Origin of the sequence: Chloroflexus aurantiacus J-10-fl (assembly GCF_000018865.1) — a bacterium.
GTDB lineage: Bacteria > Chloroflexota > Chloroflexia > Chloroflexales > Chloroflexaceae > Chloroflexus > Chloroflexus aurantiacus.
Genome location: NC_010175.1, coordinates 3,017,230 through 3,037,501 on the forward strand (window position 1 = coordinate 3,017,230; position 20,272 = coordinate 3,037,501).

The 20,272-nt window shown below is 56.0% G+C and carries 20 protein-coding genes and 2 tRNA genes; 18 read left to right on the top strand and 4 right to left on the bottom strand.

Annotated elements, in window-relative coordinates; all coding sequences use genetic code 11:
• The first annotated feature begins 122 nt into the window (after positions 1-122).
• The 12 genes from mbhE to CAUR_RS11635 all read left to right on the top strand — a co-directional run bounded on the left by mbhE (position 123) and on the right by CAUR_RS11635 (position 10,891).
• Positions 123-2,495: a hydrogen gas-evolving membrane-bound hydrogenase subunit E gene (gene mbhE, locus CAUR_RS11580; protein WP_012258076.1), complete on the top strand. Its 2,373-nt coding sequence runs from the start codon at positions 123-125 to the stop codon at positions 2,493-2,495.
• Positions 2,482-2,970, top strand: coding sequence for a Na+/H+ antiporter subunit B (locus tag CAUR_RS11585; protein WP_012258077.1), 489 nt, complete (start codon positions 2,482-2,484; stop codon positions 2,968-2,970). Before mbhE ends, CAUR_RS11585 begins: the two co-directional genes overlap by 14 nt.
• Positions 2,967-3,317: a sodium:proton antiporter gene (locus CAUR_RS11590; protein ID WP_012258078.1), complete on the top strand. Its 351-nt coding sequence runs from the start codon at positions 2,967-2,969 to the stop codon at positions 3,315-3,317. The genes CAUR_RS11585 and CAUR_RS11590 overlap by 4 nt, the downstream gene beginning before the upstream one ends.
• 27 nt (positions 3,318-3,344) lie before the next feature.
• A complete protein-coding gene (locus CAUR_RS11595; RefSeq protein WP_012258079.1) occupies positions 3,345-4,862 on the top strand; it encodes a proton-conducting transporter transmembrane domain-containing protein in 1,518 nt (505 codons plus the stop codon).
• 8 nt (positions 4,863-4,870) lie between these two features.
• Positions 4,871-5,383 carry a Na+/H+ antiporter subunit E gene (locus CAUR_RS11600; RefSeq protein ID WP_012258080.1) on the top strand — a complete coding sequence of 171 codons (513 nt, stop codon included), beginning with the start codon at positions 4,871-4,873 and terminating at the stop codon, positions 5,381-5,383.
• Between the two features lie 12 nt (positions 5,384-5,395).
• Entirely contained in the window at positions 5,396-5,665 is a 270-nt protein-coding gene (locus CAUR_RS11605; protein WP_012258081.1) for an MrpF/PhaF family protein, read from the top strand.
• Positions 5,665-6,018 carry a monovalent cation/H(+) antiporter subunit G gene (gene mnhG / locus CAUR_RS11610; protein ID WP_012258082.1) on the top strand — a complete coding sequence of 118 codons (354 nt, stop codon included), beginning with the start codon at positions 5,665-5,667 and terminating at the stop codon, positions 6,016-6,018. Before CAUR_RS11605 ends, mnhG begins: the two co-directional genes overlap by 1 nt.
• Before the next feature lie 246 nt (positions 6,019-6,264).
• A tRNA-Sec gene (locus CAUR_RS11615) sits at positions 6,265-6,358 on the top strand.
• A 240-nt stretch (positions 6,359-6,598) separates the two neighbouring features.
• Positions 6,599-7,885: an MFS transporter gene (locus CAUR_RS11620; protein ID WP_012258083.1), complete on the top strand. Its 1,287-nt coding sequence runs from the start codon at positions 6,599-6,601 to the stop codon at positions 7,883-7,885.
• Positions 7,886-8,133: 248 nt separating this feature from the next.
• Positions 8,134-8,730 (top strand): TetR/AcrR family transcriptional regulator, encoded by a 597-nt coding sequence (locus tag CAUR_RS11625; RefSeq protein ID WP_012258084.1) that lies wholly within the window; start codon positions 8,134-8,136, stop codon positions 8,728-8,730.
• A 163-nt stretch (positions 8,731-8,893) separates the two neighbouring features.
• Entirely contained in the window at positions 8,894-10,300 is a 1,407-nt protein-coding gene (locus CAUR_RS11630) for a DHA2 family efflux MFS transporter permease subunit (protein WP_012258085.1), read from the top strand.
• 54 nt (positions 10,301-10,354) lie between these two features.
• Positions 10,355-10,891 carry a hypothetical protein gene (locus CAUR_RS11635; RefSeq protein WP_012258086.1) on the top strand — a complete coding sequence of 179 codons (537 nt, stop codon included), beginning with the start codon at positions 10,355-10,357 and terminating at the stop codon, positions 10,889-10,891.
• Positions 10,892-11,786: 895 nt separating this feature from the next.
• On the opposite strand, the gene CAUR_RS11640 is transcribed toward CAUR_RS11635, so the two are convergent.
• From CAUR_RS11640 to CAUR_RS11655, 4 genes are all read right to left on the bottom strand, one after another.
• Entirely contained in the window at positions 11,787-12,086 is a 300-nt protein-coding gene (locus CAUR_RS11640; protein ID WP_012258087.1) for a hypothetical protein, read from the bottom strand.
• Between the two features lie 56 nt (positions 12,087-12,142).
• Positions 12,143-12,232, bottom strand: a tRNA-OTHER gene (locus tag CAUR_RS11645).
• Positions 12,233-12,305: 73 nt separating this feature from the next.
• The gene (locus CAUR_RS11650; RefSeq protein ID WP_012258088.1) at positions 12,306-14,078 is read right to left on the bottom strand and encodes a GAF domain-containing SpoIIE family protein phosphatase; all 1,773 of its coding nucleotides are present in this window, start codon (positions 14,076-14,078) and stop codon (positions 12,306-12,308) included.
• A 253-nt stretch (positions 14,079-14,331) separates the two neighbouring features.
• On the bottom strand, positions 14,332-14,985 hold the full coding sequence (locus CAUR_RS11655) for an O-methyltransferase (protein ID WP_012258089.1): 654 nt from the start codon (positions 14,983-14,985) through the stop codon (positions 14,332-14,334).
• Between the two features lie 169 nt (positions 14,986-15,154).
• On the opposite strand from CAUR_RS11655, the gene CAUR_RS11660 reads away from it, so the two are divergent.
• The 6 genes from CAUR_RS11660 to CAUR_RS11685 all read left to right on the top strand — a co-directional run bounded on the left by CAUR_RS11660 (position 15,155) and on the right by CAUR_RS11685 (position 20,269).
• On the top strand, positions 15,155-15,739 hold the full coding sequence (locus CAUR_RS11660; RefSeq protein WP_012258090.1) for an ANTAR domain-containing response regulator: 585 nt from the start codon (positions 15,155-15,157) through the stop codon (positions 15,737-15,739).
• A gap of 240 nt (positions 15,740-15,979) precedes the next feature.
• A complete protein-coding gene (gene aroH, locus CAUR_RS11665) occupies positions 15,980-16,399 on the top strand; it encodes a chorismate mutase (protein WP_012258091.1) in 420 nt (139 codons plus the stop codon).
• A gap of 95 nt (positions 16,400-16,494) precedes the next feature.
• Positions 16,495-17,511, top strand: a complete 1,017-nt coding sequence (aroF, locus tag CAUR_RS11670; protein ID WP_012258092.1) for a 3-deoxy-7-phosphoheptulonate synthase — start codon at positions 16,495-16,497, stop codon at positions 17,509-17,511.
• A 268-nt stretch (positions 17,512-17,779) separates the two neighbouring features.
• Complete coding sequence (gene pdxS / locus CAUR_RS11675; protein ID WP_012258093.1) at positions 17,780-18,661, top strand: pyridoxal 5'-phosphate synthase lyase subunit PdxS; 882 nt, start codon at positions 17,780-17,782, stop codon at positions 18,659-18,661.
• Between the two features lie 43 nt (positions 18,662-18,704).
• Positions 18,705-19,277, top strand: coding sequence for a pyridoxal 5'-phosphate synthase glutaminase subunit PdxT (pdxT, locus tag CAUR_RS11680; RefSeq protein ID WP_012258094.1), 573 nt, complete (start codon positions 18,705-18,707; stop codon positions 19,275-19,277).
• Positions 19,274-20,269 carry a hypothetical protein gene (locus CAUR_RS11685; protein WP_012258095.1) on the top strand — a complete coding sequence of 332 codons (996 nt, stop codon included), beginning with the start codon at positions 19,274-19,276 and terminating at the stop codon, positions 20,267-20,269. Before pdxT ends, CAUR_RS11685 begins: the two co-directional genes overlap by 4 nt.
• Positions 20,270-20,272: the final 3 nt, after the last annotated feature.

A 20,272-nucleotide genomic window follows, 5' to 3' on the forward strand; every position in this document is an offset into this window, starting at 1 on the left:
TATCCCTACCAGCAGGCTGATACAACTGGAACGTTGTCCAGCCGTTGCCACTTTCGCTGATGGTGTCGTACCGTGCCACGTCAGGTGGTAGTAGCGTTTTGTAGTGTTTGAACGAGGAGAGCATGATCTATCCGCTTGTATTCATTGCGCTAGCGGCAGCTCCCCTGGCATTACTCGCCCGCTTCCCGGCGCGTGACCGAATTGCGTGGGGGTTGGCGTTGATCCCGTTGCTCATCTTCGGTCTGACGCTGGCGCAGGCTGCGCCGGTGTGGGAAGGCGGGCTGGTGACTGAACGGATAGAGTGGGTGCCGGCGCTAGGGTTGCATCTGAGCTTTACGCTTGATGGTTTGAGCCTGCTGTTTGCCCTCATTATCTCTGGCATTGGGACATTGATCGTCGGTTATGCCGGCCACTATCTCGGATCTGACAGCGGTCTTGGCCGTTTTCTGGCTTACCTGATGCTGTTTATGGGTGCGATGCTGGGGCTGGTGCTGGCCGGCAATGTGCTGACGATGTTTGTGTTCTGGGAATTGACCTCGGTAACGTCGTATTTGCTCATTGGCTACAAGCACGATTATGCCGATGCCCGGCGGGGCGCCCTACATTCACTCCTGGTAACCGGTGGCGGTGGACTGGCGCTGCTCGTCGGCTTGTTACTGCTTGGTCAGGCGGTTGGGAGCTACGAGTTCAGTGATATTCTGGCGGCTGGCGATACGTTGCACGCGCATCCGCTTTACCCGGCAGCAGTGATCTTAATTCTGCTTGGCTGTTTCACCAAATCGGCCCAGATACCCTTCCACTTCTGGCTTCCCGGTGCGATGCAGGCACCGACACCGGCCAGTGCCTTTCTCCACTCGGCCACAATGGTCAAGGCCGGGGTATACCTCATGGCGCGACTCAGCCCGGCACTGGGTGGAACCGCGCTGTGGGATGTGACGCTGGCAGTGGTTGGCGGGGCGACAATGACCTTCGCTGCGATTGTGGCGATGCGGCAGTTCGATCTGAAGGCGATGCTGGCCTATACCACGATCAGCATGCTGGGTGCCTTGACGATGCAGATCGGATTGGGTGGGAAGTACGGTGCCGAAGGTGTGGCGACAAATATTCTGGCCCACGCGCTGTACAAATCGGCCCTGTTTATGCTTGCCGGGGTGATTGACCACGAGTGTGGGACGCGCGATCTCCGTCGTCTCGGCGGACTGCGTAAGTACATGCCGCAGACGATGGTGATTACGATGCTGGCTTTGCTTTCATTTGGTGGCATTCCGGTGATGTTTGGCTTTGTAGCCAAAGAGCTAATGCTCGAAGCAGCGCTGGAAACCGAGTTGGGTGCGACATTAAGTGTGCTGGCGGTGGCAGCCATTGCCATCACTGCTATCGCCTATCTGATTACTGGCTGGCGCCTGTTCAGCAATGCCTTCCTCGGTCAGCGCAGTGTTGCAGCGATGCAGCAGCATATTACCGATCCGGCACCGGGGATGTTGATCGGTCCTGGTGTTCCGGCAGTATTGTCATTGATCATCCCTATCGCGTTTTTGGGACCGATCAGTACGTTGATCGCTGCGGCCAGTGCATCTATTTATGGTCAGCCGCTTGACGTGAAACTGGCGCTCTGGCACGGGATTAATCCCGCACTGCTGGTGAGTCTGAGCGCGATTGTGATTGGCGTCGTGATGTTCCGTTTCGTCGATCAACTGGCCGGTTTACGCGGTTGGCCGGCCTGGTCACGCGGCGATATGATCTTCGACCGTCTGATCGAGAGTACCCTGACCGGTGCTACCGCGTTGACGCGAACCATTCAGGAAGGCCGTCTGCGCCGATATATTCTGCTCACGGCGCTCACCATGCTGGTTTTCGTTGGTGTTCCGTTTGTCAGTTTTGGACTTGGGGCGATTCGCTTCGATCTCGATCCACAGTTGCAGCTCTACGAGATACTGGCGGCGGCTCTCATACCGATTGGAGTTATTGCCACGATTAACGCTCGCACCCGTCTGGGAGCCATCATTGCTGTTGGTGTTGTCGGCGCAATGGTATCGCTCCTCTTCGTTCTCTTCTCAGCGCCTGACCTGGCATTGACCCAGTTGCTGATTGAAGTGCTCTCAACCGTGTTTCTGTTACTGGTCTTCTCCGTCCTACCGGTACGCTTCGAGAGCTTCTCGTCGGCCTGGGTGCGGCGGCGCGATGCGATTGTGGCGACGGTCATGGGTGTGCTGATGGGTGGTCTGGTACTGGCAGCGGCCACAAACGATAGTTTTGCGCCGTTAGCACCCTTCTTCCTGGAAAATAGTCTGGAACTGGGCAAAGGCGCCAACGTCGTGAATGTAATCCTGGTTGACTTCCGCGGTTTCGATACCATGGGCGAAATTACGGTCTTGTTCATCGCGCTCCTTGGTATCTATGGCTTGTTACGGTTACGACAGGGGAAAGACAATGCGACACCAGAGCGGGTCACCACAACCGAACCGGTCAACGAACCGGTCGATGCCCAGAGATAGTGCCTTATACGACTCGTTAATTCTGCGCACGATTAGCCGGTTGATGATGCCGGTGCTGTTGTTGCTTTCAATCTTTATGCTCCTGCGCGGCCATAATTTGCCGGGTGGTGGCTTTATCGGTGGTCTGCTGGCTTCAAGTGCGATCATTTTGCAGATAGTCGCCTTTGGCCCGAAAACGGCCAAACGCATTTTGCCGGTCAATTACCTGCTGCTGGCGGCTTTCGGTGTCTTTTTCGGGGCAATCTGGGGGTTGCCGGCGCTGTTTGCCGGTCTCCCCTATATGCAGGCGTTCTGGATACCAGAACCCATTCCCGGGGTAGGTAAGATTGGTACGCCGGTCTTGTTTGATGTTGGAGTCTACTTTACGGTTATTGGTGTAACCACGAAGATTGCACTCCTGCTGGTAGAAGAGCCGACACTCTTCCCCTTGCCGGAAATGAAATCGGCATCTGTTGAGCAAGAGGAGGTTGCATGATCATTCTGCTGGCGATAGCAATCGGCTCTCTGTTTGGTGGGGCCACTTATCTGATCTTGCGCCGTTCGGTAGTGAAGCTGATCCTGGGTCTGATTATGTTGAGCCATGGCGTCAACCTGCTCATTTTCACAATGGGTGATGGTGTGCGACGTGGTGCACCACCGCTGGTTGATGCCAGCGGACAACCGCTCCCCGGATCGGCTGATCCATTGGTGCAGGCATTGATCCTGACGGCGATTGTGATTAGTTTCGGTTTCACTGCCTTTGTACTGGCTCTGGCCTATCGCTCGAATCAGGCGGTGGGGAGCGACGATCTCGATGATCTGTCAACAACCGATAAGTTATAGTGTTGCGATCTGGCGTAGGAAAGAAGCATGGTCTTTCATCTCTTCGTTCCAATAGTCTCACCATTGATCGGTGCTGCTCTGGCCGTTCTGTTTGGTCATCAGCGTATGATTGCACGTGCAATTACGCTGGCGAGTGTGCTCATTAATCTCGGCTATGGTCTCTGGCTGATGAGCGTGGTACCTCAGAGTGGCCCACTGGTCGCCCAGGCGTCGGGCTGGCTGGCACCGTTTGGTATTTCGCTGGTTGCCGATGGCATGAGCGCGTTGATGGTCATGCTGGCCGCGCTCCTCATGCTGACGACGGTTGTCTATAGCTTTTACTCGATTGATCGCGAGCGTGAACGCTATTTCTACTACCCACTGTTGCTGTTATTGCTGCTAGGGGTGAGTGGTGCGTTTCTTACCGGTGATCTCTTCAACCTGTACGTTTGGTTTGAAGTCTTGCTGGTTTCCTCATTTGGTTTGATTACCCTCGGTGGTAGTCGCGATCAGCTCGAAGGTGGCTTGAAATACGTTGTGCTCAACCTGCTCGGCAGTACTGCCTTCTTGTTTGGTTGTGGCCTGATGTACGGCTTTGCCGGCACGTTAAATATGGCGCACATCGCCGAGCGTATGGCTACATTGACCAATCCCGGTTTGCAGACTGTGCTGGCCGGCGTTTTCCTCTTCGCATTCGGTAGCAAAGCGGCGATTGTGCCTCTCTTCTTCTGGTTGCCATCGAGCTACCACACGCCACCGGTAGCGGTAACCGCAATCTTCAGCGGTTTGATGACAAAGGTGGGTGTCTATTCGCTATACCGGGTCTTTGGGCTGATGCTGCAAAACGAGCTGGCGATCTACGCGCCGTGGATTACGCTGCTGGCCGGGTTGACGATGGTGATAGGTGTGTTGGGTGCGGTTGCCCAGATGAATGTGCGGCGTATTCTCAGCTTCCACATCATCAGTCAGATCGGGTATAGCGTGATGGGGTTGGGATTAGCCAGTGTAGCCGGGCTGGCTGCCGGTCTGGTCTTCACCGCCCATGTGATGATTGTGAAGATGGCGCTCTTCTTTATCGGTGGCGCTGCTGAACAGATTTACGGTACCGGTGATCTGAAAAAGATGGGTGGGTTGGCCCGGCGTGAACCGTGGCTGGCAATCTTCTGGTTCGTCGGTATTCTGTCGCTGGCCGGCATTCCACCGCTGAGTGGGTTCATCGGCAAGCTGATCTTGCTCCAGGTCGGCGTGAGTCAGCAGGCGTATCTGATTACAGCAGTGGCTGCCGGTACCAGTATCCTCACCTTCTTCTCGATGTTGAAGATTTGGAATGAGGTCTTCTGGAAGAAATCCTACGAGGACGTGAATCGGCTGCCACGGGTTAGTTTCGGCTTGCTGGCGCCAGGGGCTGCTCTGGTGATTTTGAGCATCGCGCTTGGGCTACTGGCCGGGCCGCTGGTCGATTACAATACTATCGCCGCGCAACAGTTTTTTGATCGGACAATCTACATTACGGCTGTCTGTGGTAGTGATGGCTGTGAAGCGGTATATCAGGCGGCTATGCGGTAGAGGTGATTATGATTGTATTGATCCTTTTGCTGACAATCACCTGGATGGCATTGCAGAGCAGTTTTACCCTGCCCGATTTGATCGTCGGTTTCCTGGTCAGTTTTGCGATTGTGTCACTGGCCAGCCGCTTCCTGAGCATGCCGTTTACCGATGGCGGGTTGGGGCGATCTCGGATTGATAACCGGCACTATGCTCGCCTGACCTTCAAATGGATCGCCTTTATCGGTTTTGCCTTGTGGAGTATTCTCAAGGCGAACCTGGATGTGGCCCGAATCGTGCTCTTTCGGCGGGTGGCCGATATTCGGCCCGGTATTATTGCGATTCCACTTGATGTAAAAAGTGATGCCGGGATTACAGTGCTCGCCAATCTGATCACCTTAACGCCGGGTACCGTCTCGCTCGATGTGGCGACTGATCGCCGTACAATTTACATTCACTGTATCGATGTTCAAGATGCCGATGCCGTGCGTGAGGATATTAAGCAAAACTTCGAGCGGCGGGTGATGGAACTGTTTCCATAGAGGTTGCACGCCATGACGCTATTTACGATGATTATTGCCGGTTTAATGGGGGTCGTTGCCATCTCCATGATCCTTTGCACCGCTCGCCTCCTGATGGGGCCGAGCATTCCTGATCGGGCAATGGCCTTTGATACGCTGATGGTTCACGTGGTGGCGCTGGTTGCGCTCTACGTAGTGATTACCGACCAATTGAGTCTGGTCGACGCAATTCTGGTTGTCGCCGTACTGGGATTTCTGGGTACCGTGGCGATTTCGCGGTATATCGAGGAGGGGCGCAGTTGATGAGCCTGAACGAGATTGTGACCCTGATCCTGGCAACCATCGGGGTGCTGTTCATGCTGCTGGCAGCAATCGGGATGCTGAAATTGCCCGACCTCTATACGCGCGTTCATGCGACCGGTAAAGCGGGGACGTTGGGTATTACCGGTGTTCTGCTGTCGGTGGCGGCGCATCACGGCGATCTGGTGGCAGCGGCCAAGATGGTTGCCCTGATCGCCTTTTTCTTCCTGACGGCACCGGTCGCCGCTCATATGCTCGACCGGGCAGCCTACCTGACCGGCGTGAAGCGGGCACCACAGACAGTGCAGGACGATCTGGCGGGGAAGTACGATATGGAGCAGGGGCGGTTGCGTTAGCCTGGATCAGGTGTACTGTTCACATATCGGGAGATGGTCGTTCATAACGATCAGGTATCTCGCACGACGGGAACCGTTGCGCGTACACGTCACCCAGGATAAGACCGGGTGACGTTTTGTCAATTCCCGCCAGGCCGTGTGGTCATCACCACGTTCAAAACCTCGATAGTGAATGTGCGCTACCTCCGACCTGCACGCTGCACCGCAGAGTTGACAACCCCCCTGGCTCACTCTACAATCGCTGGTGAGAGCGCATGTGGCCCGGTGGCTGTCGCGGTCTTCAAAACCGTTGGGCGGAGTGACGAACTACGCCGGTGGGTTCGACTCCCACGCGCTCTCGTGTGATAGACTTCACGAGTTTCCTGGCGTTGTGTATCCGCAATCCCATAATGCGCCGGTATCGATGAAACCTCAAACATCCCGGCAGCATTCAACCGATCAGCGATTGCTTAACGTTTGCAATCCCATCGCCTGATTGTATTTCAGTAGCGCTTGCTCATCGCCTTCGCCGGTAACCGTATGATAGACAGGGCGGAATTGTGAGCAAGTTGTATGGCGTACACGCCTCTCTCCGCATACAATGACACCGCTCAATCATGACGATTTTCAGGAACGCAGCGTCTGGCGTAACCGTCATTTTCTCTGTCTCTGGGGGGCAACGGCGATTAGCCAGCTGGGCACCCAAATCACCTTTCTCGGTCTGCCTATTCTCGCCGTTACCACCTTGAACGCTACGCCCCTCGAAACCAGTGTCCTGGCGATGCTTGGCTGGGTACCGATGGTAGTATTGGGCTTTGTGGCGGGCGCTATTGTAGATCGGAGCAAACGTCAACCCCTGTTGATCTGGTGTGATATTGCCCGGGCGTTGATCCTGATCACTATTCCTGTGGTCTACATGTCAGGTTGGCTCTCGATCTGGTATCTCTACGTGGTCGTTCTACTCAGCGGGGTATTCACCACATTCTTTGATACCGCCTATCAGGCCTGGGTTCCAACTCTGGTTCCGCCAAAGCAGCTTGTGGCAGCAAATAGCGGTTTAGAAGTAGCTCAATCTGGAACACGAATTGTTGGTCCAAGCCTGGCAGGCGCATTGATAACGCTGCTGACCGCCCCCATCGCGATTATCCTGGATGCCCTCAGCTATCTCATTTCAGCCCTGTTTCTTTTTGGTATTCGCCATCAGGAAGCGCGATCTGACATAACCGCATCAAAACCACAACAACCACGCTCCCTGGGGATGGAGATTAAGGAAGGGCTGACCTACTTCTGGCGGCAGCCGCTCTTGCGCTCGATTCTGGGCTGTACGATGTTGATGAGTGTGGGTTGGGCTTTGGTGGAGGGTATTTTGCTGTTTTATATCATTCGCACCCTGGGGTTGGATGCCGGACTAACCGGTCTAATCTTCAGTGCAGGCAATGTGGGTCTTCTGATTGCTGCAACCTTAACGGGTCGTTTTGTCCGACACTGGGGGTTAGGGCCGACCCTCTCCGTAGCTCTCATTCTGCACGCTGTTGGTATCCTCCTGATGGCACTGGCACCATTGGCTCCATTACCGTTGATCATCGCGGGATACCTGGTACGTGCACTGGGAGTAGTAGCCTACAACATCAGTCAGTTAACGATCCGCCAAAGCATCACTCCACCGTCTATGCTGGGACGAGTCACGGCAACGGCTCGGGTAATCGCCTGGGCCAGCATTCCGAGCGGTTTGTTGATCGGCGGTCTCCTGGCAACCTCCATCGGTTTACAGCCAACCGTCTGGGCAGGAGCTATGCTTAGTTTCCTCGCTCTTCTTCCCCTTGCATTCGGGGGTGTGTGGCGGGTAAGGAGCCTGCCACCGCTCAGTACAGGTGAACTCGAGAGCTGATTCCTGTTATGCACATGTGCCGTGGCACGTGGTTCGGTCTGGCGCCGAAGGATCGTACGGAAGGGTGACATTGATCAGCCCACGACCGCTGTGTTACGCGGGGCACACGTCCAGTTGATGAAATAGCTCATACCATACGTACATCCCTTTGCCTCCCCTAACCGGCTGCGTTCCCAACCTATATTGACAATGTGCGTGGTGTCGTGTACAATTGAGACCGAAAGGTCTCTTTTTTGACGGAGAAAGCTATGCGGAAGGGGCAGGAGACCCGCGAGCGGGTCGTGGCACAGGCGGCGGCGCTTTTCAATGTTTCAGGCTATGCCGGCACCGCGATCAGTGACATTATGGCAGCGACGGGGCTGGAGAAAGGAGGGATCTACCGGCATTTCGAGAGTAAAGAGCAGCTTGCGCTGGCTGCGTTTGACTATGCTGCTGAGAAAGTCCGTGAGCGGTTCGCAGTTGGTCTGGCAGGGCACAAGCACACAGTGGATACGATCATCGCTTTTCTGGATGTCTTTCGTAGTTACGCTGAACGTCCACCGCTGGTCGGCGGCTGCCCGATACTCAACACTGCCATCGAGAGCGATGATACCAACCCGATGTTACGTGAGCGGGTACGTGCCGTTATTGACGAGTGGCGCGAGACCATCCGAACGCTGGTACAGACCGGTATTGCCCGTGGCGAGATTCGCCCGGAGGTTGACGCTGACCGGCTGGCACTGCTCATCATTGCGACGATGGAAGGAGCAGTGATGCTTGCCCGTATTCTGGAAACCGCCACGCCCTTAGAACATGCATATACACATCTTGCCACCTATATCACGCAGCAGGTGCGGTTGGCCTGATCTGCTCTTTTTTTGGTCTGTTTTGAGACCGAACGGTCTCATTGTGGCGCCGTCTGGCGAAAGGAGGAAACCCTGCTTCATCACGACATTGCGTCAATTCCAACCACTCTGATTCGCTCACGTTTCCATTCTCTATGCCGTGCAAACTGAGAAAGGCATTCTCATGAACGACCCTACCATCCGTTCGCCCTGGCTCGTCTTCGCCATCACCTGTCTGGCCGTTTTTGCTGTGATGCTGGACAGTCTGGTGCTCCTGGTCGCTTTCCAGGCGATCCAGGCCAGCTTCGCCTCTGTTGATGTGGCTCAACTGTCCTGGGTGTTGAACGCTTATACCATTGTCTACGGTGCACTGCTCGTGCCTGCCGGTAGTCTGGCTGACCGGTTTGGACGGCGGCGTATGTTTTTGTTGGGAGCAATCATCTTTACGCTTGCATCCCTGCTTTGCGGGATGGCATCCGAGATTAACTGGCTGATAGGCTTTCGTGCGCTTCAAGCTCTCGGTGGCGCACTTCTCTCACCGGCGGCACTAGCCCTCGTGCTCGCCGCCTTCCCGATTGCCCGCCGCACGCTGGCAGTGTCGCTTTGGGGTGCGGTTGGTGCGCTCGCAGTTGTCGCCGGGCCGCCGCTTGGTTCATGGGTTGTGCAAGTCTTCGGCTGGCCGGGAATCTTCTTCCTCAATCTACCGATTGGGCTGCTGACAGTTGGTTTGGGCTGGCGAGTGATCGCCGAGTCACGCGACATGTCTGCCGCCGGTTGGCCCGATCTGCTAGGTGTGGCCCTGCTCTGTCTGAGTGCCGGCCTGCTCACGGTTGGTCTGGTGCAAAGCGAGCATTGGGGATGGCAGTCCCCGGCAACCGTTACCGCCCTTTGCGCTGGTCTGGTCGTTCTCGGCCTGTTTCTCCGTCGTTCACAGCTCGTGGCACAACCGGCCCTTGATCTGCGGCTCTTCCACGAGCGCAATTTTCGGCTGGCGAACCTGGCGAATGTGCTTTTTGGCATTGCATTCACTGCGATGTTCTTTGGCTCGATCCAGTTTCTGACCCGCGTCTGGGATTACAGTCTGCTCCAGGCCGGGCTGGCCATCACCCCTGGCCCCCTGATGGTGGTACTCGGCGCACCGCTGGCCGGTCGGCTGGCGACACGCTGGGGGCAACGGATACTGCTCATTCCGGGGGGACTCTTCTACACTGCCGGGGCATTTCTGCTGCTGGTGGGAGCCGGATCATATCCTCAGTTCCTGTCGGTATGGCTACCCGCAATGTTGCTCTCCGGTTTGGGGGTTGCGCTCATCATTCCGCTCTTGAGCAGTGTAGCCGTTCAGCACTTGACGCCCGACCAGCTAGCCGGCGGGAGTGGGGTCTTCCAGGCGTTACGCCAATTCGCCAGTGTTATCGGGGTCACTCTGAGTGTACTTCTGCTCGGTGCCACGCCTGCCACTGCTCAGGCTTTCACACCGATCTTTGCCCTGATGATGGCTGGTGGTTTGGGGGTGACGCTGATGAGCTTTGGTCTGGCGACCGCGCCGCAGCCCGTGATCGTACCCGCCGCTGTCCAGCCCACCGAACTGTAACGAGGATTGTTGTACAGCACGTCTGCTGTGCGACCACATTGTGGAGATATTTTTATGAATGCTACTCAAATCTTCGGCTTGCAAGTCATCCTTAGCCTGGTCACCTATGCGCTGATCGCTCGCTGGTACATCGTCCCGCGTCTGGCAGGGCTGGAACTTACGGCAGCGCTGACCCCGCTCCTTCTCTTTCACACCCTCCGCACGATTGGCCTGGTCTTCCTGGTACCTGGTGTGACCGACACGCTTCCCGCTGCCTTCGCGATACCGGGCGCATATGGCGACCTGATCACCGTTGGGCTGGCATTTCTCGCTCTGGTCGCGATCCGATTGCGCTGGCGTCGTGCACTTATCCTCGTCTGGCTCTTTTCACTGGTTGGGCTGCTCGATTTCGTTAATGCCTTTGCCCAGGGGATATGGAATGACATTGCGGCGCAATACGCGCTTGGGCCGGGCTGGTTCATCCCGACCTTCACTGTCCCGGCCTTCGTTGTTACCCACATGATCGTGATCTGGCTCCTTGTCACACGTGGCGCCACTTATCACGCCGTTGGTTCGTCTGTTCACCTTACCCCCCAAAAGGAACTCGCATGATGAACGACTGCCAGGCAGATCGGTCACAGTGGAATGCGACTGGTTTGTTCAGGAGAGAACCGATCACCTGGTTGCCCACGTGACCGGCTGAGAGCAGTAGGGGCACGGCAGGCCATGCCCCTACTCTTACATCACATCTGGCTTAATAGTCATAGAACGCTATCTACCATCACCCTCACACGGCATCCTTGAGCGATCCGCTGCGGTGCACGAGCGTGGGAATACTCCCCGAGAGCATGAGTCTCCGGCTCGTCCACCATCTGGTACACCACGTGCTACTGTCCCACATGCGCTGGAGGCGGGAGTCAATGGTTCAGCGCGGTTCAGCAATGCATGCAGTTCCGGGTGATACGCGAGCCGGAGGCTCGCGATCTCAGGGGAAACCTACCGGTCTTGTGTACGACGGTGCTCAGGTGGAGCGTCGAAGTGACGTTGGTTTGAGGTTTATGAACGCTCTTACACCAGACTGGAAATGTTGCAGCACAACCTGCATTGGTCTTGTCAGATGCCAGCAGGGATTGTCCTGACCACACCCCACCAGGCATCATCCCAAGACACACCAGCACGGCTCTGGTTTCGTATGCCTGCATTTGGTGTGTCCCTCAGAAACAAAAAAATGTGCACTTCCTCTGAAACAATCATCCCCGCTCCTCTACTCTGGTGGGAGAGGAGCGGGGGCATGGGGTGAGGTGAGGGGCTGATCCGCAATCATCGAACCGATACTCACCCAAATCACACCAACTGCTCCTACCATCCCACCACCCTGCACAGCTCTCCAGTACTTCTACTTCCTGCCTTCTCACTCCTATCTTCTATCTTCTATCTTCTATCTCCTATTTTCTATCTTCTATCTCCTATTTTCTATCTTCTATCTCCTATCTCCTCTCCCTCCACATCATCCCTTATCCGCATCATTGGTTGCGAGCCGATTGGCGGCAGCCACAATTTGCTGGAGGTAATGCTGCCAGTGCTGTTGATTGGCTCTTGTCAGGCGTCGTACTGCGGCCAGATCACCTGCCTCACCGGCTTCAACTGCTGAGGCGAGCGATTCCTGAAATGCGCGAGCCAGATCGGCAACTGCCCGGCGCAATTCGGCATTGAGCGCCCGTTGTCGCTCAAGCTGCTCGTAGAGCCACTCGTTCAGACGAATCTGTTCCTCTAACTGTTCGCGCAGCCGTTGCTCGACCGGTGTCATACATCACCTCAAGAATCGGTGCGCCCAACCTGATAACAGGTCGGGCGCCGGTATGTTGGCGGGGAGAGTGAGATTCGAACTCACGAGGGCTTATTAGGCCCTACCCGTTTTCGAACGGGCACGTTCAACCACTCCGTCATCTCCCCGTGCCACGTCATGTCATCGCCTATTATAATGGGCTGTTCGGATCTGTGCAAGTCAGGCAGGACTGGCAGGTAATCACACGCGCTTGATCACGACCATGGTCATATCATCGGTTTGGGGCGTATCGCCGGTAAATTCGCGCACTGCGGCAAGTACAGCATCAACGATGTCACCCGGTGCATGCTGATGAGAGGCGCGCAAGACTGCCGCCAACCGCTCATCGCCGAAGAGATCGCGTTGTGGGTTCATTGCCTCGGTGATACCATCGGTGTAGAACAGCAAAATATCACCGGGGTCAAGCACAATCTCGCCCGGTACGAAGTGCGGATCCGGGATAATCCCCAGGACAATGCCCTGGGCGGCGAGGGGGATGACCTGACCGGTTGCCTGACGGTAGAGGAGTGGATAGTTGTGACCGCCGTTAGCGTAGGTAACGCGACCGGTAGCCGGATCGATGAGCGCATAAAAGCAGGTGACGAACAATCCTGCGCGCGAGTCGGCCAGGATCAGGCGATTGGCTCGCTCCAGGACAGCAACCGGCGAACGTCCATCAATGGCGCTGGCGCGCAAGAGTGTGCGTGAGAGGGCCATGAAGAGGGCGGCTGGCACGCCTTTATCAGTTACATCAGCGATGACAACCCCAAAACGAGACTGACCATCAGGTGTGGTAGCCGGTATCTCAATAAAATCGTAGAAGTCGCCACCAACCTGACGGGCCGCCTGGTAAAACGCCTCAATCTGGAGGCCGGGTACAAATGGACAACAATCGGGTAAGAAACTGGCCTGGATTTCACTTGCCAGATCGAGTTCCCGTTCGAGACGCTGACGGGCCAATGCTTCTTGATACAGGCGCTCACGATCAATCATCTGAGCCAGTTGGCTGGCGAGCAGCCCAAGCAGCTCGGCTTCACTGTCGAGAAAACTGCGCGGATTGATGGTATTCACCATGAGCAAGCCAATTTGCACACCACCAAGTTCGACCGGTGCCAGCAGGTGACCTTGAAAACTCTGGCGCCGCAGCAAAATGGGCAGGCGCATCAGCGCATCTGCGGCTAGCTGTGAGCTTCGTTCCGGGAGATACCACAGATGCGGGTGGTTCTCATCAAGAATCAGCGGCCATGCGCTAACGGTGGGCAATTCCCAGCCGTGGCATGCGCGTAGAAGTGCCCGTCCACCTGCTTCATCGGCTTCGATAAACGCACAGGCATCAGCGTCCAGCAAGCGTGCACCGATCCGTACCAGCCGTTGAATCGTCGGTTCGAGGTCATCCGTCACCAGCAGCTCCTGGGAAAGAGAAAGCAGCGCGCGCCGTTCCTGCACACGGCGCACGCTGAACTCTTCGTAGAGGTGAGCACGGGCAATAGCTGTACCTAACAGATCACCGATGGCTGCGATGAGCTGCTGATCAACAGCTTCCAGTTTGGCCCATTGGGTCGTCGCCAGATTAAGAATACCCACCGGGCGAGAGCTATCACGTAACTCAACCGAAATATGGTGTGTCAGACCCCGCTTGTCGCCAACAGCACCGCGCAATCGTGAGCACGGCATAAGTATCGGTTCCTGGCGGATCTGGCCGGTACGACAGGCTTCCTGGCATACACATTCACCCTGCCAGATCGTTCCGGGATAGGTCAAGGCCGGTGGCAATCGCTGGCGCGCTGCCAGAATAAACTGATCACCTTCATCACGGAGATAGATCCAGCCGGCTTCCTGGCCGGTCAACTCAAGAATATGGATGAGTGCTGCGTCAAGCGCCGACCGCAGGTTCAGCGTTTGGTTCAGTGTTTGGGCCAGCAATCGCAACGCAGACCATTCAGCGATACGGTTTTGTCGTTCCGAAGACGGCATAAAAATCCACCGGAAGTTATGAATCCGCACAGATTAGCAAACACATGTCATTGAAGAGGCGTGAATGTAACTGCGATTGATGGTTATTCCGGAAAATAACGACTGCTGACGGTGAAGAAAGAAGAAAGCGATTACCAATCGTTGTTGGTATACCTGGCTGCGCGCCAGGTCAGATCGAACACTCTCTCTCAAACCAACAACAACGACTGGTAATCAATTCGTGAAATACATCAAGCAGCGCATGGGCCAATCATCACTTCCTCTTGCGACTGATCGACACGCCGTCGCGCAATGGAATAATCACCGACTCCAGCAGTGGGTGTTCCATAATTGCACGGTTGAAACGTTGAATGCCGCGTACCAGCGGTGAAGCGTCTTCTTCGAGCACCTGAGCGCTGCACAAGACATTGTCTGCGATCAAAACACCACCCGGACTGAGCAATGATACACACAACTCAAGCGCCTGCAGGGCCTGTTCATCGTTCGATGAATTACGCAGAATGTCGAGGAAAATGAGATCGAACTCTTGACGGAGTGACGGCAACAGCTCGCGCCATTCGCCCAGATGAATGGTAATCAAATCGCGCATGCCGGCGGCTTCAATCACCTCACTGGCAAGTTTGACTCGCTCAGGATTCCGTTCAATAGCGGTCATCTTGCCACCGGTCTGACGAAGTGCCTTCATAATGTAAATGGCGGCGTACCCAGTGGTAATACCAACCTCCAGCGCATGACGGGCGTTCATCATCAGCGCTTGCAGGTAAAGAAATTGCCCCTGTACCGGCCCAACCAGCGATAAACCTTGCTGTCTGGCACGTGCTTCAAGATTAGCCAACACCTCATCGCGCGGCGGCATCAGGTCGTGCAGATAGTCTTCGATTGCAATATTCGTGATATCGTAGCGCATCACGCTCTCCTCACCCTGCTCACGTTGGCGGTGTGTACGGCTGCCGCTCTTGTAGCGTCAGTTGCATACGCAAACACTTCGTCGTTCGCTTAAATTGTATCACACCATCGGGCATCTTGTGGTATGATCTTAGTCATCACTTTTGGATAGCTTGCAGCGGGAGGCAGCCGTGGCCGCGATTCGCATCCTGATTGCCGAGGATAATGATCTCGTGTCGCTCACGTTGGAGGACCAACTGAAGGGGTTGGGGTACGAGGTGGTTGGGATTGCCCGGACTGGCACCGAGGCAGTGATGCTGGCATCACGCCTGAAACCAGACCTGGTGATTATGGACATTCGGATGCCGGAGATGGACGGCACCGAGGCAACTGCCCGAATCCGGGATCAAACCGGTATTCCGGTGGTGATGTTAACGGCGTTCGCCGACAAAGAGACCATCCGGCGGGCGGAGGCGGCGGGGGCGCTGGCATACCTGGTGAAGCCGGTGAACGAGCAGGAATTGCCACCAGCCATCACGATTGCGCTGGCCCGTCATCGTGAAATCCAGAATCTGCGGAACGAAAATCTCGAACTGCAAGAGGCACTTGAAGCACGTAAACTGATCGAGCGGGCAAAAGGTATCTTAATGCAACGTCTCGGTCTGAGCGAACGCGATGCGTATGAACGTTTACGTCAGCGTGCCCGTGATAAACGCACGAAGATGAAGGATATTGCGCAGGCGATAATCGAAGCGGAAGAGCTGCTCGGTTCATGAAGGTGCTTGACGGAACATTGCGGCTGTGGTATAGTTGCCTCGTCGAAGCGAGTAGATAGTCAAGGAAGCGATCTCATGGTCGGTTCGCGCTTTTATACCTACTTTTTCTACTTTACCAGCCGAAAACCGGACTGGTCGCTTCGCATTTCCTGGAGATAGACGATAGCATAGAGCAATCACAAAGGGGCGCGAGGCGAAAAACCTCGCGCCCCTTCTGTTGTTGCCCAGGGAGGAGAGCCGATGGACGTTCGTTGTCGTGGAGTACGAGGGGCGACGACCTGTAGCGAGAACACACGCGAAGCTATTCTGTCCGCAACGCACGAATTGCTCACATTGTTGATCGAAGCCAACGACATTAAGCCGGAAGACATCGCCAGTGCCATTTTTACAACGACTCCCGACCTGAATGCCGAATTTCCCGCTGTGGCAGCCCGCGCAATTGGCTGGGTAGATACTGCCCTCCTCTGTGGTCACGAAATGGCTGTGCCAGGTAGTTTACCCCGTTGTATTCGTGTTTTGATCCACTGGAATACCACCAAACGCGCCGACGAAGTCGTCCATGTGTACATTCGCGGTGCCCGTGGTCTGCGACCCGAACGGGCTGCTGCGATGAACGCCTTTCGCGTGGTGACACCACTTTCACCGGAGGAGTTGCCATGAGTCGTCGTCAAGACCCTGCCGGACACGCAGCGTTGCGTGTTGTGCCCGTTTTGTCTACCGATGCCTGTTCTTGTATGCCTGAGGAGGACCGTTCCATGATTGTCGTCATGCAAACCGACTCAACCCCTGGACAGATTGAAGCGGTGTTAAACCGGCTGCGCGAACACAATTTGCGCGGCCATCTGACCGTTGGTGAGGAGCGCACGGTGATCGCGGTGGTGGGGGCAGCGATCCCGCCAACCTTGCGGGAAGAGCTAGAACACTTTGCCGGTGTGAAGGAGACCCTGCGCATCACGCAACCCTACAAGCTGGTATCCCGTGAGGTAAAGCCCAGCGATACGGTGGTGACGGTTGGTGATGTAAAGGTTGGCGGTGGGCACCTGGCAATTATTGCCGGCCCGTGCTCGGTTGAGAGTGAAGAGCAGATTATGGCGACCGCCCGTGCAGTACGCGAGGCTGGGGCGAACATGTTGCGCGGTGGTGCGTTCAAGCCTCGCTCATCGCCTTACAGTTTCCGTGGCCTGGGTGAGGTTGGTTTACAGTTGCTGGCGCAGGCACGTGCCGAGACGGGATTGCCAATTGTGACCGAAGTTATGACTCCGGCTGACGTTGATCTGGTTGCCCGCTATGCCGATGTCTTGCAGATCGGCGCCCGCAACATGCAGAATTATCAGTTGCTGGAAGAGGTCGGGCGTACCGGCATGCCGGTGCTGCTCAAGCGCGGTTTATCGGCTACGATTGAAGAGTGGTTGTTGTCGGCTGAGTACATTATTGCCCAGGGTAATCCAAATGTGATTCTGTGTGAGCGCGGAATCCGCACGTTCGAGACGGCGACCCGCAATACCCTCGATCTGAATGCAGTAGCCGTAGCCAGGAAGCGCTCACATCTACCGGTAATTGTTGATCCGAGTCACGGTACCGGGAAGTGGTATCTGGTTCCACCATTAACCCTGGCTGCAATTGCCGCCGGTGCTGATGGTGTGATCATTGAAGTTCACCCCGATCCTGATCGGGCAAAGTCGGACGGCGGCCAGTCACTGAACCCAGAGAACTTCATGGGCCTGGTGCCCCAAATGCGAGCCATCGCGAAAGTTGTTGGCAAGACCTGGTAATTACCACGCATGTCAGGAGCGCACAACGAAGTGCTCTCCTCCCCGGCATAGCTGCCCAAACGCCGCACAATGACTGTGCTCCTCGTAAAATACGGTGATCTGTGGCCGTCTCGTGATCTGGTTGACGTTACTTGTGGCCGCGGATGATTGGCCTGCTGATGCGCTATCCTGCGTTCCGCCTTGCGATGCATTGCCCTCACCGGTACAGCGTGGTACAATATTATGACGAGATTTACCAGCGTCACCTGATATTTTAGAGCGAGGCAATATGGAAAAATCGACATGGACGACGAAAGTTGGGCTGGCGCAGATGCTGAAAGGTGGCGTCATCATGGATGTTGTCACCCCAGAGCAGGCGCGAATTGCTGAAGAGGCCGGGGCAGTGGCAGTGATGGCGCTGGAACGGGTACCGGCTGACATTCGCGCTCAGGGTGGCGTGGCCCGTATGAGCGATCCAGAGCTGATCCTGGCGATCAAGCAGGCGGTAACCATTCCGGTGATGGCAAAAGCACGGATTGGTCACTTCGTTGAAGCGCAGGTATTGGAAGCGATTGGCGTTGATTATATTGACGAAAGCGAAGTATTGACTCCTGCCGACGAAGAGCATCACATTAATAAACATAAGTTCCGTGTGCCGTTTGTCTGCGGTTGTCGTAATCTTGGTGAAGCGCTGCGCCGTGTCGCCGAGGGTGCGGCAATGCTGCGCACGAAAGGCGAAGCCGGTACCGGTAATGTGGTCGAGGCTGTGCGACACGCCCGTGCGGTGTACAGCGAGATTCGGCGCTTGCAGTCGATGAATGAAGATGAATTGTTCACCTACGCCAAGCAGATCCAGGCTCCCTATGAGCTGGTAAAGCAGGTGGCGACTGAAGGTAAATTGCCGGTCGTCAACTTTGCCGCAGGTGGTATTGCTACCCCGGCTGATGCTGCGCTCCTGATGCAGCTTGGCGTTGATGGAATCTTCGTTGGTTCGGGTATCTTCAAGAGTGGCGATCCGGTCAAGCGGGCACGGGCCATTGTTGAGGCAACAACCCACTACAATGACCCGGAGATTATTGCCGAGGTGAGCAAGGGCCTCGGTGAGGCAATGGTTGGTATCAACATTGATCAGATTCCAGCCGATCAGTTGATGGCTCGCCGCGGCTGGTAATGAGGGGGCGGACGGGGTCACCCCCGTCCGCATAGAATGAGGTATGACAGTTGGTGTGTTAGCCCTTCAGGGCGATTTTCGTGAACATTGTGCCGTGCTACGCCGAATCGGGGTTGAACCGATTGAGGTGCGTCTGCCACGTCAGCTTGAACAGGTCGAACGGTTGATTATTCCCGGTGGCGAAAGCACGACGATAGGTCGGCTGCTAACGATTTATCAGATGCTGGAACCAATCCGGGCGCGTGCCGGTCGTGATCTGGCGATTTGGGGTACATGCGCTGGAGCCATTTTGCTTGCCAGTGTCGTTACCGATCAGAAACAGGGCGGTCAGCCTACGTTGAGCCTGATGAATCTGACCATTCAGCGAAATGCTTACGGTAGCCAGCTCGACAGCTTCGAGGCACCGATTACAATGCCGATTATCGGTGAGAAGCCATTGCAAGGTGTCTTCATTCGGGCCCCGCGTATTATCAGCGTGGGGTCGGGGTGCGAGGCGGTTGGCTGGCTGGAGGACGGCAGCGTGGTGGCTGCCCGGCAGGGTCGCTTGCTGGCGACTACGTTCCATCCTGAGCTGACCGATGATGATCGGGTTCACCGGCTCTTTCTGGAACTATGATTCGAACTGTAACGCCGGGTGATCTCTGGTTGCTGCGGCGTAAACCTCGCTATCAACAGGTGCTCTACACCGAACGACTGCTGGCGTATAGCCATCGGCCGCTCTGGTTTGCTCTGCAAAGCATGCTGGCCGGCAATCATCGGGAACGAACAACCCTGGTGCTGGCTGAAGGTGGTGGGTTTGCCCTGGCACAGGCGATGGGTCGTCGTGGCCGGCCAGAACAAGATGTGATCTATCTGGCGACCAACGGAACGCGGAGCGAACATACTCCCAGTGATTACGAGCTTTGGTTCCATCTGCTGCACCAGTTGTGCGCGAATGCTGCGCACCACTCGGTGCAGCGCCTCTACGCAGCGCTACCCTGTCAGCACAACGAATTGCGGGAAATCTTCCGTCAGGTTGGCTTCCAGGCCTACACCCATCGTCATCTCTTTCATCTCTCTGGCCCGGACTGGGATCAGGGTACGCGCCTGGCCCCTATGCGTATGCAGGCACGTCGAGACCACTGGGCGATACATAAACTCTACGGTATGGCAACACCGCATCTCGTCCAACAGGCGGAAGTGTACAACGCCCGTAACTGGACGCTGCATGAGGCCTATTCCCTGGTACGTCGCCAGGCATGGGTGCTTGGCCCTGATGATGATCTGGTGGCTTATTTGCGTCTGCTCAGTGGGCCGAATGGCCACGTCTTTTCGTTGATCATCCGGCCTGATGAACGTGAGCAGGCAGTAGATGTCTTGCGGTTTGGTCTGGCGCAGCTCAGCGATAGCCGTCCGGTCTATCTCTTGCTGCGCGAGTATCAACAAGAATTGTTTGAACCGGCAATGCGCCTCGGCTTTCAACCGGTTGGCGAGCAGACCTTACTGGTGAAACATATGGTGATGCCGATCCGTCGAGCGGTACTGGCACCATCGCTAGAGGTTGGGTTGGAGCCGAGAGTGTCAGTGCGTCGGTATGTGTTGCCACCAACTGCACGGGAGGAGTGCTAAGCA

What these genes read in the sequence shown, in the direction of transcription:
- CAUR_RS11600 (WP_012258080.1), top strand. Translation starts at nt 4,871, where the DNA reads ATGATTGTATTGATCCTTTTGCTGACAATCACCTGGATGGCATTGCAG.
- pdxS (WP_012258093.1), top strand. Translation starts at nt 17,780, where the DNA reads ATGGAAAAATCGACATGGACGACGAAAGTTGGGCTGGCGCAGATGCTG.
- CAUR_RS11585 (WP_012258077.1), top strand. Translation starts at nt 2,482, where the DNA reads ATGCCCAGAGATAGTGCCTTATACGACTCGTTAATTCTGCGCACGATT.
- aroF (WP_012258092.1), top strand. Translation starts at nt 16,495, where the DNA reads ATGATTGTCGTCATGCAAACCGACTCAACCCCTGGACAGATTGAAGCG.
- CAUR_RS11635 (WP_012258086.1), top strand. Translation starts at nt 10,355, where the DNA reads ATGAATGCTACTCAAATCTTCGGCTTGCAAGTCATCCTTAGCCTGGTC.
- CAUR_RS11650 (WP_012258088.1), bottom strand. Translation starts at nt 14,078, where the DNA reads ATGCCGTCTTCGGAACGACAAAACCGTATCGCTGAATGGTCTGCGTTG.
- CAUR_RS11655 (WP_012258089.1), bottom strand. Translation starts at nt 14,985, where the DNA reads ATGCGCTACGATATCACGAATATTGCAATCGAAGACTATCTGCACGAC.
- aroH (WP_012258091.1), top strand. Translation starts at nt 15,980, where the DNA reads ATGGACGTTCGTTGTCGTGGAGTACGAGGGGCGACGACCTGTAGCGAG.
- CAUR_RS11625 (WP_012258084.1), top strand. Translation starts at nt 8,134, where the DNA reads ATGCGGAAGGGGCAGGAGACCCGCGAGCGGGTCGTGGCACAGGCGGCG.
- CAUR_RS11685 (WP_012258095.1), top strand. Translation starts at nt 19,274, where the DNA reads ATGATTCGAACTGTAACGCCGGGTGATCTCTGGTTGCTGCGGCGTAAA.
- mnhG (WP_012258082.1), top strand. Translation starts at nt 5,665, where the DNA reads ATGAGCCTGAACGAGATTGTGACCCTGATCCTGGCAACCATCGGGGTG.
- CAUR_RS11605 (WP_012258081.1), top strand. Translation starts at nt 5,396, where the DNA reads ATGACGCTATTTACGATGATTATTGCCGGTTTAATGGGGGTCGTTGCC.
- CAUR_RS11640 (WP_012258087.1), bottom strand. Translation starts at nt 12,086, where the DNA reads ATGACACCGGTCGAGCAACGGCTGCGCGAACAGTTAGAGGAACAGATT.
- CAUR_RS11590 (WP_012258078.1), top strand. Translation starts at nt 2,967, where the DNA reads ATGATCATTCTGCTGGCGATAGCAATCGGCTCTCTGTTTGGTGGGGCC.
- CAUR_RS11630 (WP_012258085.1), top strand. Translation starts at nt 8,894, where the DNA reads ATGAACGACCCTACCATCCGTTCGCCCTGGCTCGTCTTCGCCATCACC.
- mbhE (WP_012258076.1), top strand. Translation starts at nt 123, where the DNA reads ATGATCTATCCGCTTGTATTCATTGCGCTAGCGGCAGCTCCCCTGGCA.
- CAUR_RS11620 (WP_012258083.1), top strand. Translation starts at nt 6,599, where the DNA reads ATGACACCGCTCAATCATGACGATTTTCAGGAACGCAGCGTCTGGCGT.
- pdxT (WP_012258094.1), top strand. Translation starts at nt 18,705, where the DNA reads ATGACAGTTGGTGTGTTAGCCCTTCAGGGCGATTTTCGTGAACATTGT.
- CAUR_RS11595 (WP_012258079.1), top strand. Translation starts at nt 3,345, where the DNA reads ATGGTCTTTCATCTCTTCGTTCCAATAGTCTCACCATTGATCGGTGCT.